Annotated in this window: 30 protein-coding genes; 23 read left to right on the top strand and 7 right to left on the bottom strand. The window is 66.4% G+C overall.

Annotated features, from left to right (window positions below; translation table 11 throughout):
• Positions 1-41: 41 nt before the first annotated feature.
• The 6 genes from ACP15H_RS27580 (at position 42) to ACP15H_RS27605 (ending at position 5,401) form a co-directional block, all read left to right on the top strand.
• The gene (locus ACP15H_RS27580; RefSeq protein ID WP_425069322.1) at positions 42-1,073 is read left to right on the top strand and encodes a DUF2333 family protein; all 1,032 of its coding nucleotides are present in this window, start codon (positions 42-44) and stop codon (positions 1,071-1,073) included.
• Positions 1,074-1,081: 8 nt separating this feature from the next.
• Positions 1,082-2,008 carry a sulfite exporter TauE/SafE family protein gene (locus tag ACP15H_RS27585; RefSeq protein WP_425069323.1) on the top strand — a complete coding sequence of 309 codons (927 nt, stop codon included), beginning with the start codon at positions 1,082-1,084 and terminating at the stop codon, positions 2,006-2,008.
• Positions 2,005-2,850 (top strand): TIGR02186 family protein, encoded by an 846-nt coding sequence (locus ACP15H_RS27590; RefSeq protein ID WP_425069324.1) that lies wholly within the window; start codon positions 2,005-2,007, stop codon positions 2,848-2,850. Before ACP15H_RS27585 ends, ACP15H_RS27590 begins: the two co-directional genes overlap by 4 nt.
• A 19-nt stretch (positions 2,851-2,869) precedes the next feature.
• Positions 2,870-3,352 (top strand): universal stress protein, encoded by a 483-nt coding sequence (locus ACP15H_RS27595; RefSeq protein ID WP_425069325.1) that lies wholly within the window; start codon positions 2,870-2,872, stop codon positions 3,350-3,352.
• 289 nt (positions 3,353-3,641) lie between these two features.
• Positions 3,642-4,190 (top strand): NifU family protein, encoded by a 549-nt coding sequence (locus ACP15H_RS27600; protein ID WP_425069326.1) that lies wholly within the window; start codon positions 3,642-3,644, stop codon positions 4,188-4,190.
• Between the two features lie 101 nt (positions 4,191-4,291).
• Positions 4,292-5,401 carry a glucosaminidase domain-containing protein gene (locus tag ACP15H_RS27605; RefSeq protein ID WP_425069327.1) on the top strand — a complete coding sequence of 370 codons (1,110 nt, stop codon included), beginning with the start codon at positions 4,292-4,294 and terminating at the stop codon, positions 5,399-5,401.
• Positions 5,402-5,413: 12 nt separating this feature from the next.
• Here ACP15H_RS27605 and ddpX read toward each other — a convergent pair whose 3' ends face one another.
• Positions 5,414-5,971 carry a D-alanyl-D-alanine dipeptidase gene (gene ddpX / locus ACP15H_RS27610; protein WP_425069328.1) on the bottom strand — a complete coding sequence of 186 codons (558 nt, stop codon included), beginning with the start codon at positions 5,969-5,971 and terminating at the stop codon, positions 5,414-5,416.
• Between the two features lie 57 nt (positions 5,972-6,028).
• Between ddpX and tsaB the strand changes: the two genes are divergently transcribed.
• Both tsaB and ACP15H_RS27620 read left to right on the top strand, forming a co-directional pair.
• Positions 6,029-6,703 carry a tRNA (adenosine(37)-N6)-threonylcarbamoyltransferase complex dimerization subunit type 1 TsaB gene (tsaB, locus tag ACP15H_RS27615; RefSeq protein ID WP_425069329.1) on the top strand — a complete coding sequence of 225 codons (675 nt, stop codon included), beginning with the start codon at positions 6,029-6,031 and terminating at the stop codon, positions 6,701-6,703.
• Positions 6,704-7,174 carry a GNAT family N-acetyltransferase gene (locus ACP15H_RS27620; protein ID WP_425069330.1) on the top strand — a complete coding sequence of 157 codons (471 nt, stop codon included), beginning with the start codon at positions 6,704-6,706 and terminating at the stop codon, positions 7,172-7,174.
• Here ACP15H_RS27620 and ACP15H_RS27625 read toward each other — a convergent pair whose 3' ends face one another.
• On the bottom strand, positions 7,175-7,408 hold the full coding sequence (locus ACP15H_RS27625; RefSeq protein WP_425069331.1) for a sulfurtransferase TusA family protein: 234 nt from the start codon (positions 7,406-7,408) through the stop codon (positions 7,175-7,177). It abuts the gene before it with no gap.
• Positions 7,409-7,452: 44 nt separating this feature from the next.
• Here ACP15H_RS27625 and ACP15H_RS27630 point away from each other — a divergent pair, with 44 nt between their 5' ends.
• The 6 genes from ACP15H_RS27630 (at position 7,453) to ybeY (ending at position 12,602) form a co-directional block, all read left to right on the top strand.
• Positions 7,453-7,890, top strand: coding sequence for a Fur family transcriptional regulator (locus ACP15H_RS27630; RefSeq protein ID WP_298314641.1), 438 nt, complete (start codon positions 7,453-7,455; stop codon positions 7,888-7,890).
• A 132-nt stretch (positions 7,891-8,022) separates the two neighbouring features.
• A complete protein-coding gene (locus ACP15H_RS27635) occupies positions 8,023-8,799 on the top strand; it encodes a GNAT family N-acetyltransferase (RefSeq protein ID WP_425069332.1) in 777 nt (258 codons plus the stop codon).
• Positions 8,792-9,661 carry a lysophospholipid acyltransferase family protein gene (locus ACP15H_RS27640; protein WP_425069333.1) on the top strand — a complete coding sequence of 290 codons (870 nt, stop codon included), beginning with the start codon at positions 8,792-8,794 and terminating at the stop codon, positions 9,659-9,661. The genes ACP15H_RS27635 and ACP15H_RS27640 overlap by 8 nt, the downstream gene beginning before the upstream one ends.
• A gap of 61 nt (positions 9,662-9,722) precedes the next feature.
• On the top strand, positions 9,723-11,135 hold the full coding sequence (miaB, locus tag ACP15H_RS27645; RefSeq protein WP_425069334.1) for a tRNA (N6-isopentenyl adenosine(37)-C2)-methylthiotransferase MiaB: 1,413 nt from the start codon (positions 9,723-9,725) through the stop codon (positions 11,133-11,135).
• Between the two features lie 41 nt (positions 11,136-11,176).
• On the top strand, positions 11,177-12,106 hold the full coding sequence (locus ACP15H_RS27650) for a PhoH family protein (RefSeq protein WP_425069972.1): 930 nt from the start codon (positions 11,177-11,179) through the stop codon (positions 12,104-12,106).
• A 52-nt stretch (positions 12,107-12,158) separates the two neighbouring features.
• The gene (gene ybeY, locus ACP15H_RS27655; protein WP_425069335.1) at positions 12,159-12,602 is read left to right on the top strand and encodes an rRNA maturation RNase YbeY; all 444 of its coding nucleotides are present in this window, start codon (positions 12,159-12,161) and stop codon (positions 12,600-12,602) included.
• 126 nt (positions 12,603-12,728) lie between these two features.
• Here the strand turns inward: ybeY and ACP15H_RS27660 are convergent, their stop codons facing one another.
• Positions 12,729-13,526 (bottom strand): aldo/keto reductase, encoded by a 798-nt coding sequence (locus tag ACP15H_RS27660; RefSeq protein ID WP_425069336.1) that lies wholly within the window; start codon positions 13,524-13,526, stop codon positions 12,729-12,731.
• A gap of 84 nt (positions 13,527-13,610) precedes the next feature.
• Here ACP15H_RS27660 and ACP15H_RS27665 point away from each other — a divergent pair, with 84 nt between their 5' ends.
• From ACP15H_RS27665 to ACP15H_RS27685, 5 genes are all read left to right on the top strand, one after another.
• Positions 13,611-14,561 carry a hemolysin family protein gene (locus ACP15H_RS27665; protein WP_425069337.1) on the top strand — a complete coding sequence of 317 codons (951 nt, stop codon included), beginning with the start codon at positions 13,611-13,613 and terminating at the stop codon, positions 14,559-14,561.
• 13 nt (positions 14,562-14,574) lie between these two features.
• The gene (gene lnt, locus ACP15H_RS27670; protein WP_425069338.1) at positions 14,575-16,095 is read left to right on the top strand and encodes an apolipoprotein N-acyltransferase; all 1,521 of its coding nucleotides are present in this window, start codon (positions 14,575-14,577) and stop codon (positions 16,093-16,095) included.
• Between the two features lie 176 nt (positions 16,096-16,271).
• Entirely contained in the window at positions 16,272-16,727 is a 456-nt protein-coding gene (locus ACP15H_RS27675; protein ID WP_298314622.1) for a helix-turn-helix domain-containing protein, read from the top strand.
• A gap of 202 nt (positions 16,728-16,929) precedes the next feature.
• On the top strand, positions 16,930-18,216 hold the full coding sequence (gene metK / locus ACP15H_RS27680) for a methionine adenosyltransferase (RefSeq protein WP_425069339.1): 1,287 nt from the start codon (positions 16,930-16,932) through the stop codon (positions 18,214-18,216).
• 109 nt (positions 18,217-18,325) lie between these two features.
• The gene (locus tag ACP15H_RS27685; protein WP_425069340.1) at positions 18,326-20,524 is read left to right on the top strand and encodes a peptidase domain-containing ABC transporter; all 2,199 of its coding nucleotides are present in this window, start codon (positions 18,326-18,328) and stop codon (positions 20,522-20,524) included.
• A 3-nt stretch (positions 20,525-20,527) separates the two neighbouring features.
• Here the strand turns inward: ACP15H_RS27685 and ACP15H_RS27690 are convergent, their stop codons facing one another.
• From ACP15H_RS27690 to ACP15H_RS27700, 3 genes are read right to left on the bottom strand one after another with little or no spacing between them, the layout of a single operon-like run.
• On the bottom strand, positions 20,528-20,992 hold the full coding sequence (locus tag ACP15H_RS27690) for an MmcB family DNA repair protein (RefSeq protein ID WP_425069341.1): 465 nt from the start codon (positions 20,990-20,992) through the stop codon (positions 20,528-20,530).
• A gap of 12 nt (positions 20,993-21,004) precedes the next feature.
• Positions 21,005-22,210, bottom strand: coding sequence for a tetratricopeptide repeat protein (locus ACP15H_RS27695; protein WP_425069342.1), 1,206 nt, complete (start codon positions 22,208-22,210; stop codon positions 21,005-21,007).
• The gene (locus ACP15H_RS27700) at positions 22,207-22,704 is read right to left on the bottom strand and encodes a hypothetical protein (protein ID WP_425069343.1); all 498 of its coding nucleotides are present in this window, start codon (positions 22,702-22,704) and stop codon (positions 22,207-22,209) included. The genes ACP15H_RS27695 and ACP15H_RS27700 overlap by 4 nt, the downstream gene beginning before the upstream one ends.
• Positions 22,705-22,809: 105 nt before the next feature.
• Here ACP15H_RS27700 and ACP15H_RS27705 point away from each other — a divergent pair, with 105 nt between their 5' ends.
• From ACP15H_RS27705 to ACP15H_RS27715, 3 genes are all read left to right on the top strand, one after another.
• On the top strand, positions 22,810-23,190 hold the full coding sequence (locus tag ACP15H_RS27705; RefSeq protein WP_425069344.1) for a hypothetical protein: 381 nt from the start codon (positions 22,810-22,812) through the stop codon (positions 23,188-23,190).
• Positions 23,187-24,047 carry an alpha/beta fold hydrolase gene (locus ACP15H_RS27710; protein ID WP_425069345.1) on the top strand — a complete coding sequence of 287 codons (861 nt, stop codon included), beginning with the start codon at positions 23,187-23,189 and terminating at the stop codon, positions 24,045-24,047. Before ACP15H_RS27705 ends, ACP15H_RS27710 begins: the two co-directional genes overlap by 4 nt.
• Before the next feature lie 530 nt (positions 24,048-24,577).
• Positions 24,578-25,231 carry a TetR/AcrR family transcriptional regulator gene (locus ACP15H_RS27715; RefSeq protein ID WP_425069346.1) on the top strand — a complete coding sequence of 218 codons (654 nt, stop codon included), beginning with the start codon at positions 24,578-24,580 and terminating at the stop codon, positions 25,229-25,231.
• 54 nt (positions 25,232-25,285) lie between these two features.
• On the opposite strand, the gene ACP15H_RS27720 is transcribed toward ACP15H_RS27715, so the two are convergent.
• Complete coding sequence (locus ACP15H_RS27720) at positions 25,286-25,741, bottom strand: c-type cytochrome (RefSeq protein WP_425069347.1); 456 nt, start codon at positions 25,739-25,741, stop codon at positions 25,286-25,288.
• A 196-nt stretch (positions 25,742-25,937) separates the two neighbouring features.
• Between ACP15H_RS27720 and ACP15H_RS27725 the strand changes: the two genes are divergently transcribed.
• On the top strand, positions 25,938-26,633 hold the full coding sequence (locus ACP15H_RS27725; RefSeq protein WP_425069348.1) for a cytochrome b/b6 domain-containing protein: 696 nt from the start codon (positions 25,938-25,940) through the stop codon (positions 26,631-26,633).
• The last annotated feature ends 68 nt before the right edge of the window (positions 26,634-26,701 follow it).

Genomic DNA, 26,701 nt, shown 5'->3' on the forward strand with positions numbered 1-26,701 from the left:
TGCGCCCCTGTTTCGTCACGAGGCGAATGGTAAGGTGTGCCATGACATTCGAACCGGACTACAGCGCACCTTCGTCGGCCAAGCCTGCCTGGTGGCGGCGAAGCTGGGATCGCATGCGGGGATGGCGCCCGGGTCGCTCGACTTCGGTCCCATCGTCAGGCGGTCGCACTGCCTGGAAGTGGACGTGGCGCATCGTCCTTGCTCTGCTCATTCTCTACTACCCGGTCGGCGCGCTGGTGACCGAGGATATCGACGACGATCCGCAGTTCGCGGCGCGCAGCGTCGCACCCGGCGAAAGCAAGGCGGTCGCCACCGCGGCCGATCTGGTCACGCGCGAGGTCGATGTCCACACCTGGACGCCGATGATGCCGTTCTTCACGCCGGCCGGGCTGCTCGACAACATGCCGAATTTCCAGCGTGGCATCATGTCGGCGCTGGGCCGGTTCAGCACCGAGCTGATGGACCAGCTCGGCCGCACGCGCGGTTCGAGCCAGACCGACCGCGACCTCGAGCAGGCGCGCGGCTTCCTGAACGAACAGCCCAATATCTGGCTCTGGCAGCCCAGCGTCTCGCTGTTGCCGTCCACGACCTCGGCCCAGAAATATCGCGCCGGCCGCGACAAGCTCATGGCCTACAACAAGCGGCTGGGTGCCGGTCAGGCCGTGTTCGAGCGGCGCGCCGACAATCTGCAGGCGCTGCTCGACCGCATCGCCAGCGATCTGGGCTCGGACTCGGCGGCGATCGACCAGCACGTCATCGAAAAGGCCGGCGACCTGTTCGATGCCCGGTGCGACGACATCTTCTATTTCAACAAGGGCCGCCTCTACGTCTACTACCTGCTGCTGCGGGATCTGGGCGTGGACTTCCAGAACGTGATCCGCGACCGCGAGCTCACCAGCGCCTGGAACGGCACGGTCGACACCTTCCGAATCGCGGCCCAGCTCGACCCGTGGATCGTCTGGAACGGCTATCCCGATGCGCTGCTCATTCCCAATCACCTGCTCGCGCAGGGCTTCTACCTGCTGCGCGCCCGCACGCAGCTGCGCGAAATCACCAACATCCTGCTGAAGTAGGCGGCGGCATGGAGATCTATCTCCCCATCGCCGAGCAATCGATGAACGTGTTCATCCTGCTCGGCCTGGGCGCCGCCGCGGGATTGCTGTCGGGCATGTTCGGCGTCGGCGGCGGCTTCCTGGCCACGCCGCTCCTGATCTTCGTCGGCATTCCGCCGGCGGTGGCGGTGGCCAGCCAGGCCAACCAGGTCGTCGCCAACTCGATCTCCTCGCTGCAGGTCCAGTGGCGGCGCGGCAACGTCGATCTGCGTATGGGTCTGGTCCTGCTGGCGGGCGGCATGCTGGGCTCGTCGGCCGGCGTCTGGCTGTTCACCTACCTGAAGCGGATCGGGCAGATCGATTTCGTCATCGCGGTGCTCTACGTCGTGATGCTGTCGACCATCGGCCTGCTGATGCTGGCCGAAAGCCTGCGCACCTATTTCAAGCGCAAGCGCAATCCCGACGGGCCGCGCGGCAAGCTCCACAGCCACTACATGGTGCACCGGCTGCCGCTGAAGCTGCGCTTCTACAAGTCCAAGCTCTATATCAGTGCCCTGCTGCCGCTCGGACTGGGCGTCCTCATCGGGGTGCTGTCGGCAATCCTCGGTGTCGGCGGCGGCTTCGTGCTGGTGCCGGCGATGATCTACCTGCTCGGCATGCCGACGGCGGTGGTGATCGGCACGTCGAACTTCCAGATCCTGTTCGTCGCGGCCAACGTCACCTTCCTGCAGGCCGCGACCAACGGGACCGTCGACGTCGTGCTGGCGCTGCTGCTGATCCTGGGTGGCGTCGTCGGGGCGCCGATCGGCGCGCGGCTCGCGGCCAAGCTGCCCGGCGTGGCGCTGCGCGCCCTGATGTCGCTGCTGATCCTGGCGGTGGCCGCCGAACTGCTGACGGAGCTTTTGCGCACCCCGAGCTCCCTCTATTCGCTGGGCACCCGCGAGGTATTGCCGTGAGATCGCTTGGTCTCCTTGCCTGCCTTGCGATTCTCCTCGGCGCGACCGGTGCCCTGGCCCAGGGTCCGCGCCTGGACCCGGCACCGGGAGCTCTGCCCGCGCCGACTATCGGCGGGCCGCCCGACGCCATCGCGCCGCCTTCGGTGCCGAACGAGCCCACGACGCCCGACCTGATCATGGATCTATCGCTCGCCCGCGTGTCGATCACCTCGGCCTTCCAGGGCGAGAGCATCCTGCTGTTCGGCATGTTCGATCCGCCCGGCGAGATCGTCGTCGTCGTGGCCGGCCCGCCCGCCCGCGAGACCGTGATGCGCAAGCAGCGGTTCCTGGGAATCTGGCTCAATACCGGACGGCAGGGCTTCGACGACGTGCCGGCCTATTACGCCATCGCCGCCAGCCAGCCGCTGCAGCGCCTGCTGGCGCGGGGCGCCGGCGGCGAGATCCTGTCGCTCGAGGACCGGCTGTCCACCCTGAAGCCGGCCACGCCCCGCGACGCCGCCGAACTGGCGCGCTTTCGCGCCGGCCTCGTCGAGGTGAAGCGGCGGGAGGGGCTCTACCCCGCGGCCATCGGCCAGGTGACGGTCCAGGCTGGCCGGCTTTTCCGCGTGGACCTGCCCTTTCCGTCGCGGCTGCCGGAAGGCGTCTACGACATCCGCGTCTATCTGCTGCGCGAGGGCAAGATCGTCGCGGCGATCTCGCGCCCGTTGCCGGTCGGCAAGGTCGGCTTCAGCGCCCAGCTCGCGGGCTGGTCGGCGCATGAGGGAGCTTTATACGGGGTGGGAGCCATCCTGATGGCGCTGCTGGTCGGCTGGCTGGGCGGCGCGGTCATGCGGCGTCTCTAGGAGTTGAGGGGAAGAGGTCATGAGCGAGCAGCCCAAGTCCGGCGAGCGCGTCTTTCTCGTCGTGGTCGACGAAAGCCCGGAAATGCGCAATGCGCTGCGCTATGCCTGCCGCCGTGCCAAGCGCACCGGCGGCCGGGTTGCCATGCTCTACGTCATGGATCCGCCGGAAGGACAGCAATGGGGCTCGGTGGTCGAGCTGATGCGTGAGGAAGCGCGCCAGCAGGCCGAGATCGTCGTGGCCCGGTACGCCGATGATGCGGTCTCCATGACCGGCCAGCCGCCCTCGATCTACATCCGCGAAGGCAAGAGCCGCGATGAACTCGCGAAGCTCCTCGTCGAGGACCGCTCGATCTCGGTCCTGGTGCTGGGCAGCGCCTCCGGCAGCGACGGGCCGGGTCCGCTGGTGACGGCCTTTACCGGCAAGGCGGGAGGTCAGCTCCGCATCCCGCTGACCATCGTGCCGGGCGCGCTCTCCGAGGCTGAGATCGACGCGATCTCATGATGCATGCGAGAAGCGGGCGTTCTTTCTGCGGCGATATGCTTGGAAAATTTCTTTGCGTACAATTGAAACACTGGCGCGAAATTCGGAATTTCGTCATTAGTGGACTGATATAATACGATAATCGGTATATTTTCCATAATAGTTATACAGAGGCTCTCAAGAATCATCTTGATCGCCTTGCAACCGGTTCCTACGTCCGTAGCCATCGAGTGGGGATGGAGACGTCCTGATCCCCAGCCTGAGCGATGCCGAAGGGGTCCGCCCCAAAGCATTCGAACCGGAGGTAGGTTTGTTTATCCAGACCGAGCAGACGCCCAATCCGTCGACTCTCAAGTTTCTTCCTGGCCGGGTGGTCATGGAGAAGGGGACGGCGGATTTCGCCAACGTCGAGGCCGCCACGCCCTCACCGCTTGCCAAGAGGCTGTTCGCGGTGGAAGGGGTCGAGCGCGTGTTCTTCGGCTCCGACTTCGTGACCGTCACCAAGACGGCCGACCGGGATTGGCAGATCATGAAGCCGTCGATCCTCGGTGGCATCATGGAGCACTACACGTCGGGCGAGCCCGTGATCGCCGACAGCGACGCCGCAGCGTCGGTCGCCGCGGACGATGACGAAGTCGTCGCCCAGATCAAGGAATTGCTCGACACCCGCGTCCGGCCCGCCGTGGCCCAGGATGGCGGCGATATCGTGTTTCACGATTTTCGCGATGGCATCGTCTACCTGCACATGCAGGGCTCCTGCTCGGGTTGCCCGAGCTCGACGGCCACGCTGAAAATGGGAATCGAGAACCTTCTGAAGCACTACGTGCCGGAAGTCGTGGAAGTCCAAGCGGCCCAGTAAGGGCTGCTTTTCGCTCAAGCGTACGCGTTGGGATGGCGCTCGCGGCCCTATGGGCCGCGTGGACGGTCGTCTGCGCGACAAACGACAATGAAGAGTGTGGTATGCGATTGACGTTACGGCCCGCGATTGAGCGTGGGCGCAACTATGCTTTTCCCGCCGCCTGGGCGGCGGTCCTCGCGACCGGGGTGGGCTTGTACGAGCCGCGGCCTTCGGGCGATGCGATGCCCTATCTCTCGCTGGTCGGCGTGGGCAGTGCCTACGCCCAGGAGGCGGAGCCGGTGGCGATGCAGATGATGGACGTCGAACCTGCGGCCATCCTGTTCGTGCGGCACGAGGTGAGCGAGCCCGACGACGTCGCTCATCGTTCGACCCGCGACAGCGGAGCGGCTCACGGACGCTTCGCGGCGCCGGGCAACGCCGTACGGCGTCAGGTCCAGGTGCGTGCCATCAGCCCGCGCACGGCCGACGAACTCGCCGGCTTCTTCCGCGACGTTTCCTATACCCTGACCGACATACGCCAGGGCGAGGCTGTGCCGCCGGTCAAGCTCGACCGCGTCCCCTCCGATCTCGGAACCAAGGATGGACCCGAGCGCAAGATGCTGTTCATCACGGCGCTGCTGCCGGTGATCCTTGAGGTCAACCAGCGGGTCCTCGCCGATCGCGAACAACTGCTCTATCTGCGCGACAAGCTCGGCTCGAGTCCGCAGATGCTGACGGCCATCGAACGCATCTGGCTCGAGGATCTCGCCGAGCGTTACGACACGCCGGTCGAGAAGATCGACGAACTGGTGCGTCGCGTCGATATCGTTCCGCCCTCCATGGCGATCGCCCAGGGCGGCGTGGAATCGGGCTGGGGCACATCGTTCGCCGCGCGCAACGGCAATGCCCTGTATGGCCAGATCCAGGCGGTCGGCCGCCACAGCGTCTCGGCGCCGTGGAAGCCCGGCGCCGGCATGCCGCAGCCCTTCACGGACGTGGGCGAGGCGACCGAAGCTTACATCACCAACCTCAATACCCATCCGGCCTATGCCGGCTTCCGCAGCCAGCGGGCGGCGATGCGCGAGCGCGGCGAGGATCCGGATGGCTTCCGCCTGATCGGTGCGCTCCTGCGGTATTCGGAGCGCGGCCAGGAGTATGTCCAGTTCGTGCGGCAGATCATGCGCGAGAACGATCTGCGCGATTTCGACAAGGCGAAGTTGTCGGGCTTCTAGGAAGCCCGGCGCCTACATCATGGGCCGCGGCAGATCGGCATCCGCGACCAGCGGAAAGCGCCGCGCGTCGAACAGCTGATAGTGCCACCATTCGTTGCGGTAGAAATCCCAGCCGGCGGCCGTCATCAGCCCCATCAGCAGATGCCGGTTGCGCTGGGCCTCGACCGAGATGTCGGTGCGACCGTGATGCGACAGCGGCGTGAAGGCATCGAACGCCGTCCCCATGTCGAGTTCGTTGCCCTGCGCGTCGAGCAGGTTGAGATCGACCGCCACGCCGCGCGAGTGCGGCGACCCGCGACGGGGATCGGCGATGAACTCCGGGTCGGGATTGACGTTCCAGAGCGCCCACTGTGCTTCCACCGGCCGCAGGGCGTCGAAGATGCGCAATCGCAGGCCAAGCGGCCGGGCCAGCGCGATGGCGGCGGCGAGCTTGTCGGCCGCTTCGCGATGCAGCCAGCATTCGGCATTTCGGTAGACCGGCCGTCCCGTTAGATTTGCCGTCGTCGCATAAGCCAGCGTGACGTCGACGTCGAAATCGGGCGGCGCGATCGCTACAAGGTCGAGCTTCATGACTCCACAATGCCCAGCCGCTCTTCTTAATGCCAGTGCCCGCCGCGCGGGTCGGGCGTGACCACCGTCCTGGCCTTCGACTGCGCCGTGAGCGGGCAGGGCGTCGCGATCGTGCGGGACGGCGAAACCCTGGCCTGTCTCTTCGAAGAAGGGCGCGACCAGGCGGCGCGTCTGCTGCCGGCCATCGTGGCGGCACTGGAGGCAGCCCGTGTGGCGAAGGCGGAACTCGACCTGATCGCCGTCACGACCGGTCCCGGCAGTTTCACCGGCGTGCGGGTCGGGCTGTCGGCGGCGCGTGGGCTGGCGGTCGGGTTGGGCCTTCCCCTCTCCGGGATCGCCACGACCGCGGTGCTGCGCGCGCAGGCGCCGGAGACGGACCGGCTGGTGATCGCCGCCGTCGACACCAAGCTCGGCGACTGGTTCTGCGCGATCGGCGACGATCCCACGCCCTTCGCGTCGACCGCCGAAGATCTCGCGGCGCGTCTTGCCGGTCAGCGGTGCCTGGTCGTCGGCAAGGACGTGGCGCCGCTCCTGCAGTCGCTGCAGGCTGCGGGGATCGATGCGAGCGCCCTTGAGGGCCCGCCGGATCCGGTCGTGCTTGGCCGGCTGGCGTTGGAGTTCGGCGTCGAGGCGTGGGCCGCGCGAAATCGTGCCGAAGGCCTGCCGCGGCCGCTTTATCTGCGCGGCGTGAACATCACCCTGCCGGACGGCGCCCGCCGCACGGTGGAGTGAATGAGCGGGGGATTCCGGCTCGATCCGATCCGGGCCATCGACCTCGACAGGGCGGCGCGTCTCCATGGCGAGGCCTTCGAGCCGATGGGCGAGCGCGGTTGGACCCGGGCCGACATAGCGGGCCTGCTGGCATCGCCCGGCACTGCCGGTTTTCTGCTGACGGGGGCCGGTTCTGACATCGGCATGGCGATCTGCCGCATCGTTGGCGAAGAGGCTGAACTCCTCGCCATCGCCGTGGACCGCGGCCATCGCCGCCGCGGCGCCGCGCGAAGGTTGCTCGATGCGGTGGTCGAGAAGGCGCGCGCCGATGGCGCAGGAACGCTCTTCCTTGAAGTCGGCGCGGACAATCCCGGCGCCCTCGCGCTCTACGGCTCGTTCGGCTTCGAGACCGTGGGGCGTCGCGCCGGCTACTATCCGCGTCCCGGCCGGCCGGCTGCCGATGCCCTCGTCATGCGTCTCACTCTCAGCTGATCAAAGGCGGCGGATGGTGACGATGTGGATATCCCCGTCCGTTTCGATCCCCAGGATGGTGTGGCCCTCGTCCCTTGCGGCGCGCGGGACATTGCGCAACGGCTCCTCGCCGCGCAGGCGGACCGCGAGGGTTTCCCCCGGATTCAGGCGCTCCAGCCTGAGCTTGGTCCGAACGAAGGTCATGGGGCAGACCTCGCCGGTAATGTCGATGTCATGGTCAGCGCGTAGGGACATGTCCAACTATACCGAGAACGCTGGCCGGTGTAGGGTATGACGGCATGCCAGACAGGAAATCAAAGCTCGAACTCCTATGCGCAGAGCGCGGCCTCAAAATGACCGACCAGCGACGCGTGATCGCGCGCGTCCTGTCGGATGCGTCGGATCATCCCGACGTGGAGGCCGTGCATCGTCGCGCGACGGCGATCGATCCCAATATCTCGATTGCAACGGTGTACCGGACGGTGCGGCTGTTCGAAGAGGCCGGCATTCTCGCCAAGCACGACTTCGGCGATGGCCGGGCGCGCTACGAGGAGACGCCGGACGAGCACCACGATCACCTGATCGATATCCAGAGCGGCAAGGTCGTGGAATTCCACAACGACGAGATCGAGGAGCTGCAGCGCAAGATCGCCGAGAAGGCCGGTTATCGCCTCGTCGGCCATCGTCTCGAGCTCTATGGCGTTCCCCTGGATGGAAAATCCGACCGCCAAAAATAAGTGGACGAGCCCCTCGGCAGCCCGATAATGGGCCCATGATCGGGGCGGCCCCCTTGCGGATGACACATGCGCATTGACCGCGTTGACAGTGAAGCTGAGCTTCTGGGACCGCCCGTCTCCAATCGGGAGATCGTGCAGGTCGTCGCCGGCGACTTCGAGGTTCGCCTGGCGCAGACGGCCGCCGAGGTCGAGGCGGCACAGATTCTCCGTTACCGCGTTTTCTACGAAGAAATGTCGGCGCAGCCATCGCCGCAGATGAAGGCGCTCGGTCGCGATTTCGACCCGTTCGACGAGGTCTGCGATCACCTGCTTGTGCTCGACCGCCGGCGCGGCGAGGGGCCTGAGGGCATCGTCGGGACCTATCGCCTGATCCGCCGGTCTGCGGCGGCGAAGATGGGCCGGTTCTATTCGTCGGCCGAGTACGACATCCAGAAGATGATCGACTATCCGGGCGAGGTCCTGGAACTCGGCCGCTCCTGCATTGCGCGCGACGCGCGCAACACCGCGACCATGCAGATGCTGTGGCGTGGCATCGCGCTCTATGCCTATCACTACAATATCCAGGTGATGTTCGGCTGCGCGAGCATTCCGGGCATCGATCCGACCCAGCACGCGCAGGCGCTGTCCTACCTATACCACCACCACCTGGCGCCGCCGGAGATCCGCGTCCGGGCCCTGCCGCACCGCTACGTGAAGATGGATATGCTCGAGGCCGGCAGCTACGACACGCGCAAGGCGATGGCCCGCGTTCCGCCGCTTATCAAGGGCTACCTGCGGCTGGGCGGCTTCGTCGGCGACGGCGCGGTGATCGACCACGAGTTCAACAGCACCGACGTCTTCATCACCGTGAAGACAGAGCTGGTGACGGAGAAGTACATCCGTCACTACGAACGCGGAATGCGTGAGTAGCCAGGCCGGGGTTCCTCTGGCCGCGACGTGGATCGGCTCTCCCCTGCGCGGCGCATTTCGGCTCCTGAGCTATCTGCTGCTCACGCTGGTGATGCTGCCTTTCCATCTGCTGGCGCTTGCGTTTCGCGTCACGCCGGTCATTCGCTGGTTGCCGGTCCTGTATCACCGGACGGTGTGCCTGATCCTCGGCATCAAGGTGAAGGTCAACGGTGAGCGCTCGACGGTCACGCCGACCCTCTTCGTCTGCAATCACGTCTCCTATCTCGACATCGAGGTGCTGGGCGGCCTGATTCCCGGCTGCTTCGTGGCCAAGGCCGAAGTGGCGACCTGGCCGTTCTTCAGCACGCTGGCCAAGGCACAGCGCACGATCTTCGTCGAACGGCGCTCGAACAAGACCAGCGACAGCCGCGACGAAATGATGAAGCGGCTGAACACCGGCGACAATCTGATGTTGTTCCCCGAGGGCACCAGCAGCGACGGCACGCGCGTGCTGCCGTTTCGCAGCGCCCTGTTCGGCGTGGCGCAGCTGCGGCGCGACGACCGGCCGATCGTCGTGCAGCCGGTGGCGATCTCCTACACCCGCCTCGACGGCATTCCGCTCGGCCGCTACTGGCGGCCCCTGTTCGCCTGGTTCGGCGATCTCGATCTGGTGCCGCATCTCTGGCAGATGGTCTGCCTCGGCGAGACCGAAGCGGTGGTCACCTTCTTCCCGCCGATCGACATCGAGCGTCTCGGCGATCGCAAGAAGCTCGCGGAATACTGCTTCCGCCAGGTCTCCGCCGGCGTCCAGGCGGCGAATTCCGGCCGGCCCGAGCTGATGCCGTCCCTGGTCGAACCGGCATCGACCGGCGGCCACCCCTGAGGCCCCCTCGACCCTGCGGGGCGCCGGTGATAGAAACCGGCCGTTCCAGCACCGGAGACCGATGAAGGACGTCCGCACCGACGGGCAGCCAAAGCGCGTGTTCATCCGCACCTATGGCTGCCAGATGAATGTCTATGATTCCGACCGCATGGCCGACGTCCTGCGGCCGCTGGGCTATGCCTTGGCCGAAGCGCCCGAGCAGGCCGATCTGGTCGTGCTGAACACCTGCCACATCCGCGAGCATGCTTCGGAGAAGGTCTATTCCGAGCTGGGCCGCCTGCGCGACGTCAAGACCGAGCGCCGGGCCGAGGGCCGCGACCTCACCATCGCCGTCGCCGGCTGCGTCGCCCAGGCCGAGGGCGAGGAGATCATCCGCCGCCAGCCGGCGGTCGACATCGTCGTGGGCTCGCAGGCCTATCACCGGTTTCCCGAATTGCTGGCGCAGGTCGCGCGCAAGGCCGCCGGCGCCGATCCCGGGAAGCGTCAGCCGGGTGCCGGCGTTCTCGACACGGAATTCCCGGCCGAGAGCAAGTTCGACCACCTGCCGTCGCCCCAGGGGATTCGCGCGGGTTCGGCGTTCCTCTCCATCCAGGAGGGCTGCGACAAGTTCTGCACCTTCTGCGTGGTGCCCTACACGCGCGGTATGGAGTATTCGCGGCCGGTTGCCGCCGTGCTCGCCGAAGCCCGCATGCTCATCGAAGCGGGCGCGCTCGAACTCACGCTGCTCGGCCAGAACGTCAACGCCTATCACGGCGAAGGTCCCGACGGCTCGACCTGGTCGCTCGCGCGCCTGGTGCGGGCGATCGGCGAGACCCCGGGCCTGGCGCGCCTGCGCTACATGACCTCCCATCCGCGCGACATGGACGACGACCTGATCGCCGCGCATGGCGACGTGCCGCAGCTCATGCCGTACCTGCACCTGCCGGTACAGTCGGGATCGAACCGCATCCTCGAAGCGATGAATCGCCGCCACGACCGCGATCTCTACCTGCGCATCGTCGAGCGCCTGCGCAACGCCCGCTCCGACCTCGCGTTGTCCTCCGACTTCATCGTTGGCTTTCCAGGGGAAAGCGATGCCGATTTCGACGATACGATGCGGCTGATCGAGCAGGTGGGCTTCGCCTCGGCCTATGCCTTCCGCTACAGCCGCCGGCCGGGCACGCCCGGGGCGGCGCTGACCGATCAGGTGCCCGAGAACGTCAAGGTGGCGCGGCTTGCGGCGCTCCAGGCCCTCGTCGGGAAACAGGCGCGGGACTTCAACGAATCGAAGGCCGGGACGATCGTGCCGGTCCTGTTCGCCGAGGCAGGACGCAAGCCCGGCCAGATCATCGGCAAGACGCCGTGGCTGCAGTCCGTCTACGCCCAGGGAAATCCGCGGCTGTTCGGCCACATCGTCGATGTCCGCCTGATCGAGGGTTACGCCAACAGTCTTTCCGGCGAGATCGTCGTCGGTCCCTATGAGGCCGCCGCGTGAGCGACCCGGTCGCCGGTACGCGCGCCGCCGACGTTCGGCGCATGACTTTCGACAACAATGCGCTGCTGGCCGTGCTGTATGGAAACCACGACCGCAATCTGGTGCGGATCGAGCAACTCGCCAACGTGCAGCTGAGCGCCCGCGGCAACCAGCTCGCCATCTCCGGCACACCCGACGATGCGGCCACCGCGCAGAAGGCGATTTCCGGTCTCTACGAACGCTTGAAGCGCGGCCTCACGATCGAGGGCGCCGACATCGATGCGGCCGTGCGCTTCGCGCGCAGCGGCGCCGAGGGCGGCGACACCGAGAGCATCCGCACGCGCAAGCGCACCATCCAGGCACGCACGCCGGGCCAGCGCGGCTACCTCGCCGCCCTGCGCGAGCGCGACATGGTATTCGCGCTGGGGCCCGCCGGCAGCGGCAAGACCTATCTCGCGGTCGCCATGGGCGTCATGCTGCTGCTGGCCGGAAAGGTCGAGCGTATCGTGCTGTCGCGTCCCGCCGTCGAAGCTGGCGAGCGGCTGGGCTTCCTGCCCGGCGACATGAAGGAAAAGATCGATCCCTACCTGCGGCCGCTCTACGACGCGCTCCACGACATGATCCCGCCCGAGCAGATCGCCCATCGCATGGAGTCGGGCGAGATCGAGATCGCCCCGCTCGCTTTCATGCGCGGCCGCACGCTGGCGCACTGCTACGTCATCCTCGACGAGGCGCAGAACACGACGCCCATGCAGATGCGCATGTTCCTGACGCGTCTCGGTGAAGGCTCGCGCATGGTCATCACCGGCGATCCCAGCCAGACCGACCTGCCGAACAACCAGAAGTCGGGCCTGAACGACGCCGTCGAGACTCTGGCGGACGTCGAAGGCGTGCGCTTCGTGCGGCTGACCTCCCAGGACGTCGTGCGGCACGACCTCGTGACCCGCATCGTCAACGCCTACGATGTCCGCGACAAGAAAGCCAAATCCTAAGCCGGCGCTCCGTTGCACGGTCGTCGTGCTGGATGAGGGCTGGACCGAGGCAATGCCCGATGCCCAGCGGCTGGCCAGGCGCGCGGCCCGGGCCGCCTTCGCCGGCGCGCGCCGCAGCGGCCGCCGCTCGCTCAACGTGGCGCTGGACGACGACAAGGGGGTGCGTGCCCTCAATGCGCGCGACCGCAAGAAGGACAAGCCGACCAACGTCCTCTCCTATCCGTCCGGCGAGCGCGACTTCCTGGGCGACATGGTGCTGGCGCGTCAGACCGTGTGGCGGGAGGCGCGCGAGCAGCGCAAGTCGGCGGCCGACCATTTCACCCATCTGGTCGTGCACGGCACGCTGCATCTGCTGGGCTACGACCACGAGACGGGCGAGGCCGACGCCGAGCGGATGGAAGCCCTGGAGCGTCGCATCCTGGCGAAGCTGGGGATCGCCGATCCCTATGCTCTGGACGAGCCGGCCGTCGAAAAAAGCCGGCGTCCGGTCCAGTAAACGAAATAACCGAAATAAACGAAACAAACGAAGCCGGAGTCGCACCCCCCTGATTCGCCGGTCGTGATGACCTGACGGATCAAAGTCGCCCGTCGGTCTTTCTGAAAAACTCGCATCGCGAGCCTGTCAGAGCATCTCGAGCGGCTGCTTCGTCCGGGGCGGCGGGAAGGCGCGATCGAGTTCGGCCAGGATCTTCGGGGTGAGTTTCACCTGGAGCGCCGCGAAGTTCTCCTTCACGCGCTCGCGGGTCGACGACTTCGGAATCGTGACGACACCGGGCTGCGCGAACAGCCAGGCGAGCGCCAGCTGGGCCGGCGTGCAGCCGACCTCGTCGGCAAGCTTCCTGAGCGGCGCCTTGCGCAGCAGCGCTCCTTGGTCGAGCGGGGAATAGGCCATCAGCGGGATCGAGCGCTCGCGCATCCAGGGCAGCAGGTCGAACTCCGGCCCGCGACGCGACAGGCAGTAGAGAACCTGGTTGGTGCCGGTCAGTCCTTTGTCGAGACCGGCGGCCTCTTCCATGTCGTCCCGGTCGAAGTTGCTGACGCCGAAATCGCCGATCTTTCCGGCGTCCCTCAGCTTGTGAAACGCCTCGAACGTCTCCTCGATCGGCGCGCCGCCGCGCCAGTGCAGCAGATAGAGATCGATGCGCTCGAGCCGCATACGCTTGAGGCTGCGCTCGCAGGCGGCGATCACGCCGGCGCGCGAGGCGTTGTGGGGGTAGACCTTGCTTACGATGTAGGGTCGGGTGCTGCGACCCGCGAGCGCATCGCCCACGATCTCCTCGGCGCCGCCTTCGCCGTACATTTCGGCGGTGTCGATCATCGGGTAGCCGAGATCGAGCCCGTATTTCAGGGCGTCGAGCTCATCGTTTCGCCGCCGCGCGTTCTCGCCCATGCGCCAGGTCCCGAGGCCCAGCACAGGCATTTTCGCTCCGGACGGCAGTTTGCAGGAACGCATCGGGAACTTCCATGGATTGCAACACGGGGCCGATAGCCTATCTTACGACACATGCCTGACTCCACAGCGCACAGTACCAGGCCGGGCTTCAGCCCGGCTTCGTCGACTGAGCTTCTTGCCACCCCGGTGACATCGCCGGTTCCCGATGTCCCCTCGAGCGGCGGGCTGCTGCGTGCCATCCTGCGGCGGCTGCGCCGCAAGGAGAAGAACGAAGCGGTTCGTGAAGCCATCGAGGAGTTGATCGAGGAGACTCCCGAGAGCGACACGCCGATCAGCGAGGACCAGCGGGTCCTGCTCGCCAACATCCTGAAGCTGCGCGACAAGACGGTGGCCGACGTCATGGTGCCGCGGGTCGACATCGTGGGCATCGCCGCCGACACACCGCTCGACGAGGTCGTGCGGTTGATCCAGGCCGAGGCCCATTCGCGCTATCCGATCTACCGCGAGTCGCTCGACGACGTGATCGGCATGATTCACATCAAGGACGTGCTGGCCTATTGGGGCACCTCCAAGAAGTTCAATCTTCGCGACATCCTGCGGCGCGTGGTGTTCGTGGCGCCGACCCTTCCGGTCCTCGACATGCTGCTCGACATGCGCCGCTCACGGACGCACATGGCGCTGGTGGTCGACGAATTCGGCGGCACCGACGGGCTCCTCACCATCGAGGATCTGGTCGAGGAGATCGTGGGCGAGATCGAGGACGAGCACGACGTCGCGCAGACCCCGACCGTCGCCCGTCGCGTCGACGGTACGATCGACGTCAATGGCCGCACGCCGATCGAGCTCCTCGAGGAGGAGATCGGCAAGGTCCTGTCGGAGGACGAGCGGCGCGAGATCGACACGGTGGGCGGCTTGATCTTCTCGCTGCTCGGCCGCATTCCCGAACGCGGCGAGGTGGTCCGCCATCCGTCCGGCATCGAGTTCGAGATCCTCGACGTCGACCCGCGGCGGATCCGCCGGCTGCGGGTGCGGGCGCCGACGACGGCTCCCGCCGCCAAATAACCGATCGGATGCGATGACCCTCACGAGCTGGCGCGCCGCGGGCGTCGCCTTTCTGGCCGGCGCGCTCGCCGCACTTGCCATGCCGCCGCTGTACTGGCTGCCGCTTGCCGTGTTGGGCATCGTGGCCTTCGTCTGGCTGTGGGACACCGCACCGGGCCCGAAGAGTGCCCTGCTGCGCGGCTGGGCGTGGGGAACGGGCCATTTCGCCGTCGGCTCCTACTGGATCGTCGAAGCCTTCTTCGTGCCGCCGGCCGACTATGCGCTGCTCGGCCCGCCGATCGTCGTCGGTCTGGCGGCACTGCTCGGCTTCTTCCCGGCAATGGCTGCCGGCGCCGCGAAATGGGTCGCCCTGCGCTGGCCCTCGCTGGGCGGCCGCTATTGCCGTCTGCTGCTGCTGGCCATTGCGTGGACGATCGCGGAGTGGCTGCGCGGCCATGTCTTCACCGGCTATTCGTGGAATCCGCTCGGCCACGTCTGGGCCTTCGCCACGCCGCTGCTGCAGGGCGCGGCGCTGTTCGGGGTCTATGGTCTCGGGCTGCTGACGTTCCTGATCCTGGCCGCTCCGACCGCCGGCTGGCGGGCGTCGGTGCTGGCACTCGTGGTCGCCGGCGCCGCGGGCTTTGCCGGCCAGTCGGCCATGGTGCCGATCGAGGCGCCGGACGGGCCGCTGGTGCGCCTCGTCCAACCCAATACGCTGCAGGCGGAAAAGTGGCGGCCGGAACTGCGCGTGCAGCACATGGCCAAGCTCGTGGAGATGAGCCGCCGCCCGGGCTTCGACGGGCTGGCGGCGGTGATCTGGCCCGAGACGGCGCCGCCCTTCATCGTCGAACCGGGATCGTCGGCGCTCGACTATATGGCGCAGGCCGTACCGCCGGGCGGCTATCTGCTCACCGGGGCGGCGCGCGGCACCCGCAATCGCGAGGACGGCGTCTGGAATTCGCTGCTGGTCATCGACGGCGCCGGCGCGATCGTCGCGACCTACGACAAGGTCCATCTCGTCCCCCTGGGCGAGTACATCCCGTTCCACAAGCAGCTCGCTCCGGTTTCCGGGTTCATCGGCCGCGGCTCGTTCGAAGTCGGTGAATCGCGCGTCACGCTCGACCTGCCACGCCTGCCGTCCTTCTCGCCCATCATCTGCTACGAGGTGATTTTTCCGGCCGCCGTCACCGGGCCGGGCGCCCGGCCGCGCTGGCTCCTGAACGTGACCAACGACGCCTGGTTCGGCCTTTCGAGCGGGCCCTACCAGCATCTCGCCAGCGCCCGGCTGCGCGCCATCGAGGAAGGTCTGCCGATGCTCCGCGCCGCCAACACCGGAGTCTCGGCGGTGATCGATGCCTATGGACGGGTCCTCGCGGCGCTCGACATGCAGCAGGAGGGCCTTATCGACCATCGGATTCCGCCGGCTCGCGAACCCACGCCCTACGGGCGCTGGGGCGACTCCACCCTGATTTTGCTCCTGCTCTTCGCAGTGGCGGCACTGGCTACATTATCTCGCTTCACATCCGGTGAAAAAACAACGAATTCAAAGCGTTAACCCCGGCGTCTAGGCTTGCATTCGCTTCGGGAGGGCGCTAGGTAATATGCAGCCTGCGCGTGTAGATATGCATTTTTGCACATGTGGCCTGGCAGCAATCGCTGCACGCCTTTCGGCCATTATTTGGCCCTATCGGCGTTGATCGGAGTTTGAGTTTCGAAGGAGAAGGGCGACCCATGGCGAGATCGCATCCCGTTGATGTCCATGTCGGAGCGCGCATGCGCCAGCGGCGTACCCTCCTCGGCATGAGCCAGGAGAAGCTTGGGACGGCGGTCGGCCTCACCTTCCAGCAGATCCAGAAGTACGAGCGCGGGTCCAACCGGATCGGGTCGAGCCGCCTGTTCGAGTTCGCCAAGGTGCTGGACGTTCCCGTGTCCTACTTCTTCGACGAGATGCCCTCGAACGCGCTGGCGGGTCGGCCGATGTCCGGTCGCGGCCGCAAGGGCTTCGGAGAAGCCGGCACGCCGTTCGAGCAGGAGAAGGACCCGCTGATCAAGCGCGAGACCCTTGAGCTCGTGCGGGCTTACTACAAGATTCGCGAGAGCAAGGTGCGCAAGCGGATTTTCGAGATGGTGAAGGCCGTAGGTGTGGCCAGCCACGCCGAAACGGTCGGTGCGCGCAAGGGTCGCTAGCGCGCGGCCGGGAGGTGCGGGAGTTCGCCCTGCGATCCTCTTGCATTCCAGCGGGTTTTGAGGTTTTAACGGAGCGCGGTCCCGATGGTCGGGATCGCCGCGGACGGATTTGGACGACTTGCCACCGCGCAAACAAAGGCTAAGCCGGACGTTGGCGGCACACCCGCCCTGCCCGGAGTCCAGTGCACTTTGGGAGGGATCGTTGGCGCTCAAGGACTATATCTTCACCAGTGAGTCGGTTTCGGAAGGCCATCCGGACAAGGTCGCGGACCAGATTTCGGACGCCATCCTGGACGCGTTCATCGCCAATGACGTGAAGCTCGGCCATGCCGACGACAGCCACGCCAACACGCGTCTCGGCTGCGAAACGCTGGTCACCACCAACAAGATCGTGATTGCCGGCGAAGGCCGCGCCTCCGAGCCGTACATGAAGAAGTACGGCAAGAACACGATCGTCAATCGCGAGGCGATCACCGAGATCGCGCGCGATGTCGTGCGCGACATCGGCTACGATCAGGACGGCTTCTCCTTCCACGGCGCCGACGTCGAGGTGCTGCTGCACGGCCAGTCGCCCGACATCGCCATGGGCGTCGATGCCAAGAAGAAGGGCGGCAATCTCGGCGAGCAGGAAGGCGCGGGCGACCAGGGCCTGATGTTCGGCTTCGCCTGCCGCGACAGCGAGGAATACGAGAAGGGTTCGTTCATGCCCGCTCCGATCTTCTTCTCGCACAAGATTCTCGAAGTCCTGAGCAAGGCCCGCCGCTCGGGTGAACTCGGCGACCTGCAGCCCGACGCCAAGAGCCAGGTGACGGTGCGTTACGTCGACGGCAAGGCCGTCGGCGCCACCAAGGTGGTGGTCTCCACGCAGCATCGCGAGGCGACCGCCAAGGGCAAGAAGTACAACTCCGCCATGATCCGCGAGATGATCGCGGGCCATGTCGAGAAGTCGCTGCCCAAGGGCTGGATGCCCAAGAAGGCCTCGGACTTCTTCGTCAACCCGACCGGCAACTTCGTCGTCGGCGGTCCCGATGGCGATTGCGGTCTGACCGGCCGCAAGATCATCGTCGACACCTACGGCGGCTACGCCCCGCACGGCGGCGGCGCCTTCTCCGGCAAGGACCCGACGAAGGTCGATCGTTCGGCCGCCTATGCCGCGCGCTACCTCGCCAAGAACGTCGTGGCCGCCGGTCTCGCCGACCGCTGCCTGATCCAGGTCGCCTACGCGATCGGCGTTGCCGATCCGATGTCGCTCTATGTGAACACCGAAGGCACTGGCAAGGTCGACGAGCGCAAGCTCGAGAAGGTCCTGTCGGAACTCTTCCCGCTGCGCCCGACCAACATTCGCCGGTCGCTGCAGCTCAACAAGCCGATCTACCAGCGCACGGCCGCCTACGGTCATTTCGGCCGCAAGCCGGAGAAGGACGGTGGCTTCTCCTGGGAACGCACCGACCTCGTGGCCGAGCTGAAGCGCGCTTTCAGCGCCCGCTAGACCTTTCGAATGTCACGAACGAGGGGCGCGCAACGCGAGTTGCGCGCCCTTTGCTTTAGGAGACGACCCTAAATAATTGAATTCAAGGGTGTTTCTGGTACCCTTGGCTATGGCTCCCCTCGAGAACGGAGGCTTCCCGCAGCAGTCCGCATGGGACGAGGCCGGCCGCCACCGCGTCGATTCCCTGATGAGGGCCCTGCTCTACATCGCCCAGCAGGTGGGACGGCCCGTCAGCGAGGCCGATATCCGACGGCTGACGGCGGTGCCTGCGACAGGCCTCGACGAGGCGGCCTTTCTCGCGGCGGGACGGCGGCTCGGTCTCGAGAGCGAGGCGATCGACCTCGCATCGCGTTCGCTCGACGAACTCCCTCTTCCTTTTGCGCTCCTCGCGGCCGACGGGCGCGTCCATGTCGTGGTCTCGGGCCGCGCGGACACCTGGACCATTCTCGATGTCGGCGTGGGCCGCGTCTGGCAGGTGTCGGCCAAGGACGTCGGCACGCTCGGTTCGCGCGCTTTGTTGCTCCGCCAGCCATTGGGGCCGCTTCCGTCCGGGCAATGGTATGCGCCGCTGTGGGCGCGCGTGCGGCCGGTCGTCTTCAAGCTCGCCGCGGCGTCGTTCGCCATCAACCTGCTCGGACTCCTCACGCCGCTCTTCATGATGCTGGTCGTGAACCTGGTGATCGGGCGGGAGCCGCCGGATCGTCTGTCGTCGGTGATGTTGACCCTCTGCGCGGGTATGCTTCTCGCATATGCGGCCGATTTCGGCCTGCGCGTCGCGCGCGGCTGGCTGTCGGCCAGGACCGGCGCGCGGCTCGACGCGCTGATGAGCGCCGAGGTGCTCCATCACCTGATGGCTTTGCCGTACAGGCATTTCGAGCGCACGCCGTCCGGTGTCATCGCCGAGCGGCTGCGCCAGCTCGACGTGCTGCGCGGCTTCTTCACGGGACAGATGCCGGTGCTGGCGATCGATCTGCTGTTCGTCGTGCTCTTCCTGATCGCCACCCTTGCGATCAGCACGACGCTGGGCTTGATCACCGCGCTCGCGATTCCGGTGCTGGTCGTCGTGTCGCTCGCCAGCCACCGCGCGCAGCGGCGCCTGGCCGACGAGACCTTTCAGGCACTGGCCGCCAAGAGTTCGACTCTCACGGAGACGGTGGCCAATGCCGCCACCATCAAGGCCCTGGGGCTGGAGGCCGAGGTCGAAAAGCGCTGGCAGGTGCGGGTCGAACAGGCGGCCCGGAGCAGCCTGCGCGCCAGCAACCTCGCCAGCGTTGCTGCGAGCGCGTCGGGCACGCTCCAGCTCGTCGCGTCGCTGGTCATCGTGATGGTCGGCGTCGCCGAGATCGCGGATCATCGCCTTACGATCGGCGCGCTCATTGCCGCCAACATGCTGGCGGCGCGGGCGCTCCAGCCGATGCGCCAGTTGGCGAGTGCCTGGCATCAGCTGCAGGCCGTGAGCGCCGCCTTCAAGCGCGTCGACGAGCTGATGCGCGAGACGCCCGAAGCGGCGCCAGGTGAGTTCGCGCCGATCCCGGCACTGTCCGGGGAAGTCACGCTCGAACGTGTGACCTATCGCGCCCATGACCGCGGCCCACCGACCCTGCGCGAAGCCGATCTGACGGTCGCGGCGGGAGAGATCGTCGGCATCGTGGGACCGTCGGGTTCGGGCAAAACGACCATCGCCAACCTGATGCAGGGGCTGGTCAGCCCCGCCGATGGTCGTGTCCTGGTCGACGGGACCGACATCGCCCATATCTCGCCGGCCCAACTTCGCGCCCAGATCGGCGCCGTGCCCCAGGATGTTCAGCTCTTCACCGGGACCGTGCGCGAGAACATCGCGATGGGCGTCGTGGACAAGGATCCCGGTCGCGTCGTTGCCGTCGCGAAGTTCGTCGGCGCGCATGATTTCATCCAGCGCCTGCCGCAGGGCTACAATACGGTGCTCGGTGAGCGCGGGCAGGGCCTGTCGACGGGCCAGCGCCAGCTGCTCTGTATCGCCCGTGCCCTGATCCGCAATCCGCGCATCCTGATCCTCGACGAGGCGACCAGCGCGCTCGACCCTGCCACCGAGGAGCAGCTCCTGCGCCAGCTCAAGGCCAACACGCGCGGGCGAACCGTCATCATGATCACCCATCGGCTGGCGCCGCTTGCCATCGCCGATCGCGTGGCGCTGGTGATGGAGGGCCGGGTCGAGCGCATCGGACCGCCGACCGAGGTGATGGCCTATGCCCGCATTCGCATGGCAGAGGCCAGTCGCGGCCAGACCTTGGCAGGTGCGGCGAACACCGGCCGCTCGACCCCAGGCTGAGGCTCAGACGAAGTCGACGAACTCGGGGTCTTCCAGGCGCGCCAGGCGCTCGGAGGCGAGGCGGGCGCAGTCGATGAGGAGCGACTTGCGCCGCGCAGCGGCGACCGGGCGGCGCTGCGGATGGCGCAGAATGTCGCCGCCATAGGCGTCGGCGACGATGAGGCCGACTTCCTCGGCGATCAACACCTGCGGGAAATCGACCGGCACGGCGAAGTACAGCAGGTCGCACCAGTCGAGATAGTCGGGCCATTTCTGGTCGACACGCCAATCCTCGATCGACGATTTCACCTCGACGATGGTGAGCTCGCCATTGCCCGCAATCGCCATGATGTCGGCGCGTCGCCCGTCCGGCAGCGGCAGCTCGCGCAGGACGGATCGACCCGACTGACGCATGAGCCGGCAGGCGCCGCGGCAAACCGCGAGGGTGATATCAGGGCGCGTCTGGCGCGCGGCGTCCGACGACTGCATCGCCGCCGGCGCTCAGCGGCGGACCGGTACGAGGCGCGGCAAGGTCTCGTCGCGTGGCAGCTCCGACGTCGGCTTGAAGGCCTGGGCCAGCGCCTCGCCGCGCTTGCGGTCGCGATCCGGCACCTTGTCGCCCACCTTCTCGCGCACGGCCTTGGCCTCCGGGTGGCCGCCGCGCTCGGCGAGGTACAGCCATTTGAATGCCTCGACGGGGTCTACCGTGCCGGCAGTGCCCGTCAGCAGCATGACGCCCAGCGCCTGTTGCGCCTCCGCCAATCCCTGCTGGGCGGCGCGTGAATACCAAAGCTGGGCCTGCACGGTATCGCGCGCCACGCCGGAACCGGCGAGGTAGGCATTGGCGAGCTTGAACTGGCCTGAGGCAACGCCGGCACCCGCCGCCGCCTCGTACCAGCTGATCGCCGATTTCAGGATCTTTTCGTTGGCCGCCTTGTCGCGCGTCGCCGGCGTGCGGACCGCCATGTCGCCCAAGGCGAGCGCGGCCTCGGGCACACCGCTCTGCTGCGCCTGCATTAGCCAACGCTGCGCGGCCGGCAAGTCCTGCTTGACCCCCGACCCTTCGGCGAGCGCCAATCCATATCGTAGGGCTGCCAGCGTGTGGCCCTTCTCGGCAGCCCGACGAAAGAGGTCCGCGGCCCGGGTCGAATCGGCCGCTGCCGGTCCCGCGCTTTCGGACAGGGCGCGTCCCAGTGCGTAGGTGGCGTACACGTCGCCGTCGAGGGCTGCCTGCTCCAGCCAGGCTCGAGCCTGAATGAGGTCGCGCGGCACCCCTTGGCCGCGGAAATAGAGCGTGCCGAGGTTGAGCTGTGCGCGGCGGTGGCCCTGGGCCGCGGCCTTCTCGAAGAGCTGGATCGCCTGCGCCGGATTACGGGCGACGCCGGCGTCACCATTAATGAAGACCAGCGCCAGCCGGTGCTGGCCTTCGGCGGAACCTGCATCCGCGGCCCGCTGGATGAGCCTCAGACCCTCGGCCTTGTTGCCGCGGTCGAGCAGAACGGCGCCAAGCCAGGCCTCGGAATCGGCGGTGAGAGCGCCAAGGGAGCGCAGTGTCCGCTCGGCCGTGGCGGTATCGCCCTGTCGATAGGCCTGGACTGCGGGACGGAGCGAGGGGGCGACGTCCGAGGCGTCGGACGGCTGCTGGGCCTGCGCGACGGCGCTTGCGGCCAGCAAGGCCGCGACGAGCGCCGTCCGCGCCGCGATCATTTCGTCTTGAAAGTGTATGCGGCCGCGGCCGCTTTGGCCTTCTCGACCTCATCGGCCGGCAGTTCGCGGCTGGCCTGCTCGAGCGCCAGGTTGGCGTTCGGGACATTCCAGCGCTCGGCGATCGCGCACCACTTGTAGGCTTCGAAGAGGCTCTTCGGCACGCCCTTGCCTTCGGCATAGGCGCCCGCCAGCGGGATCATTGCGGGCAGGTAGCCGCGCTCCGATGCATCGAGCAGGAGGGGGATCGCCTTGTTGACGTCGAACAACTTGGATTCGGCGTTGCCGTAGACATAGAGCCCGAGCACGAACTGGGCGCGCGGATCGCGCTCCTTGGCGAGAAGCTGCAGCTCCTTTTCCGCCGTAACGGTGTCGCCTGCCTGGATGGCCTTGACCGCTTCCTCCATGCCGGCAGCGGCCGGCTGGACGGCAGCGGTGAGCAACAGGGCAGCCCCGGCGAGGGGGAGGAGGGCGCGAACGGAACGAACGAAGTGCACGGAAAAGCTCCCGGAAGGCACGGCCGATACTGGCGGAATGACAAATCGTCTACCATGGAATTGAGGCCGAAACACGAAACCAGGCCTGGAAGAAGGGCGGGGAGCATGATCGAACAACTTGCCGATCTCGTGAACGGAGACGCGGCGCTCGTGCGGCGAGGCCGGCACTTCACGGGTGTCTTCCTCGTGGAGGCCCGTCCGCGGGTCTGGCTGATCCACGTCCTGCGAGGCCGCATCGACAGGGTCGAAACGGGCCCCTTTGTCATGCCGTCCTGGCGCTTCGCGCTCAGAGCCGATGAGGCGAGCTGGCAGCGCTTCTGGCGGCCGCGGCCGGCACCGGGCGATCACGATCTGCTCGCCCTGGTCCGCCGGGGTCTCATGAGATTCGAAGGCGACCTGCAGCCGCTGATGGCCAACCTGCTCTACATCAAGGGGGTGCTCGAGGCGCCGCGGGCCGCGCATCGGGCGAACGGAGCGACGCCGTGACCGCCGCGCGTCTCGAGCCGATCGTCGGCCGCTACCTGTCCCTCGAATTCGAAGGCCAAGGCTATCGCGTCTACTTCGAGGAGGCGGGTGAAGGCATTCCGTTGATCTGCCTACACACGGCAGGCGCCGATGGAAGGCAGTATCGCGGCGTGATGAACGATGCCGAGATCCTCAAGCGGTTTCGCGTCATTGCCTTCGACATGCCCTGGCACGGCAAGTCCTCGCCTCCTGCCGGTTTCCAACGCGACGAATACCGGCTGACGCGGGATTTCTACACGGCCTTCGTCGTGGCGTTTGTCGAGGCCCTGGCGTTGCCACGGCCGGTGGTGATGGGCTGTTCGATCGGCGGCCGCGTGGTGCTCAATCTCGCGGCGACCCATGCGGATCGCTTTCGGGCCCTGATCGGCCTGCAGGCCTCCGCCCATGTCGCGCCCTACTACGACACCGACTGGTTGCATCATGCGGATGTCCATGGGGGCGAGGTCTGTGCGGGCATCGTATCCGGGCTGGTCGGTCCTGAGGCGCCGAGCGAGCATCGCTGGGAGACGCTGTGGCACTACATGCAGGGCGGCCCCGGAGTCTTCAAAGGCGACCTTCATTTCTACAAGGTCGACGGCGACCTGCGCGACCGCATCGCAGCGATCGATACCCGCCGCTGTCCGCTTTATCTGATGACGGGAGAGTATGATTATTCATGCTCGCCGGCGGAGACGGAGGAAGTCGCCGCAATGGTGCCGGGCGCAACCTGCACCATCATGCCGGGCCTTGGTCATTTTCCGATGAGCGAGGATCCCGATCGCTTCCTCGAGCATCTGCGGCCGGCGCTCGCCGCAATCGCGGAAAGTCCGTCGGAGTAGCCGTCCAGGTGGCCGGGGTAAATTACATGCATGCCCCATGATTTACCTTTTCTGACTAACTGCCACAAAGGATATGCTGAATTTGTTGAACATTCGGTGGGCGGTTCAGTGGCAGATATGCATTAATGCAACTACCGCCGCTGCCCGTCTGCGGTAGAGTAATTGCAGACCCAAAGCCCGCCGGCGGCCCCCCAAGCCGCTTTATCGAAGCCGTTCCCACACACCCAAGGCTTCGATTAACCCACACCCAGGCGGGCTCATAGGAAGGCCGATCGTTCCCCAAGCGATCGGCCTTTCGTATTTCTGGACACTGTCGACTTGGTGGTTGGACGCTCTGTGCTCGCTCTGCGAGGGGCGGGATGTTGCCTTGTGGCTGCAGGTACAGGTTACCCAAAAACGCTTATCACGAAACGGGATAATGCAGCAAACATTGGATATCATGTCTTTGAGATATGCATTTTTGCAAGTTACCCTGGAAATGCCGACTGTTAGACTCAGGGACCCGGGCAAAAAAACCTCGATCGGTTCCAATGAAAATTGTCGGTTTCGTCATTGATGTGTCGAGCGTGCAGGACCAACGCATCATCCGGGGGCAGCGCATTCGACGATCTCTCATCCAGGCGACCCTTGATCTCTTCCATGCGGGCGATGCCGAGCCGACAGCCGGGGCGATCGCGACCATCGCCGGCCTTTCTAGCCGCACGCTCTTCCAGCACTTCCCCGACCTGAGCGACCTCTATGCGGCAGCCTTCGATCTCGCCGTCGGCCGGGCGTTCAGTGCCGATCGGCCGGTAGATCCTGCGGCACCGCTGACAAGCCGCATCACGCTGCTGGTCGCCGACCGGGCGCAACTCTTCGAGGAATGGCTTCCGTTGTGGAGCTTCGCCGAGCGCGTCCGCCGCGTGTCACCGGCCGTCGGGGCTGCCATGGCGCGTCTGCGCCAGGTCCTTCGCCAGCGGATCGCCGTTTGGTTTGCCGCCGAGCTTGAAACGCTCGATCCAGAGGCGCGGCTTGCCGGATTGGACTCGCTCGACCGGGCCTTTGGCTTCGAGAACTGGATGAACATGCGCGAGCGCCAGCGCCTGTCGCCCATGCGTGCATCGAGGACGTGGCGTTTCGCGGCCGAGGCGATCGTGCAGCAGGCCCTTGGCGGTCCGGTTCGAGCCTCTGCAGCGGCGGCCTGAGCCCAAACGAAAGGGCGACGGAAAGACCGTCGCCCTCATGTCTCTTGGATATATTTAGTTGGCCTTCGCCTGGAACTTCTGGTGGCAGGCACCGCAGGTCTTGCCGGTGTCGGCGAAAGCCGTTGCCAGCGCCTCGGCATTGCCCGAGCCGGCCGCCGTCGCAAGCTTGTCGTAGGCGGCGTCTGCCGCCTTGCTCGCCGCTTCGAAACCGGCCCAGTCGGTCCAGATCGCCGGCAGGGCGCGGGTTTCGCCCTTGTCGGATCCGGCCGGGAACATCTTCACGAAAGACGCCTCGAGGGTCTTCAGCTTAGCGGCCTGCTCGACGGCGCCGGCCGTCGGTCCCTTGGCATCGACGATCGCCTTGATGGCGCGCATCGCCGCCGCCGTCTGCTTGCGATTGTCCTTGCGCTGGGCGATCACGTCGCCTTGGGCCATCGTGATCGTCGCGCCACCCACCATTGCGCCGGCGGCGAGCGCGCCGACCACCGCAAGAACCAAACTCTTCCTCATCGACCCATCCCCTTTGGCTGATTCAGCTGGCTGTTTATACCTCGCCGAGGAAGCATTTGTTGCAGAGCCCGGCGCGGAAGCGAACGGTCCGCTGAAACAAGCCCCATCACGACTGCGTGTAGTGGTCGCGGACTGCCTCTTGCCTACAGACCCGATGACTCGCCTATTCTGGGTCCTCGCAAGGAGATGACGACCGATGGCCGGCAAGAACGACAAGATCCTCGTCTGGGACGTGCCCGTCCGGCTGTTCCACTGGTTGCTGGTCGCCCTGATGGCGACCTCGTATTTCAGCGGGCGGGCCGGCGGGGACTGGATGCAGCTGCATTTCTGGTCGGGCTACGCGATCCTGACCCTGCTGCTCTTCCGCCTGGTCTGGGGCTTCGTCGGCAGCACCACCGCGCGCTTCTCCAGTTTCCTCAAGGGACCCCGGGCCGCGTTCGCGCATGTCGCGCACCTGTTCCGCAAGGAGGGCCCGTGCGATGCCGGGCACAATCCGGTGGGCGGCGCCATGGTGCTCGTGTTGATTTTCGCCGTAATGGCCCAGGTCGTGACCGGTCTGTTCAGCGCCGACACCGATACCGGCATGGTGAATGGACCTCTCGCGCTCAAGGTCGCCGATAAGTGGGTCGAGCGGGCGACCGATTTCCATGCCTGGTGGATCAACGCACTGCTCGTTCTGGTGGCGATCCATGTCTTCGCCGTCCTGCTCTACCTCGTCTGGAAGCGGCACAATCTGGTGGGCCCCATGATCACCGGCCGCAAGCGGATCGACCAGGCGGTCGAACCGGGCGCACCCGCACCGCGGCTCGCCTTCGCATCGAGCCGCCTTGCGATCTCTGTCCTGCTCGCCTGTGCCGCTTTGGTCTATTTCATCGTCCGCGTGGGCGGCTGACCTGTTCGCGCGGCCTTGCTGGCCTGAAACCGCCCCTCTAGGGTGGCTTTAACCACAGTGAAATTTGG

It is taken from the genome of Reyranella sp. (assembly GCF_965249915.1).
Classification (GTDB): domain Bacteria; phylum Pseudomonadota; class Alphaproteobacteria; order Reyranellales; family Reyranellaceae; genus Reyranella.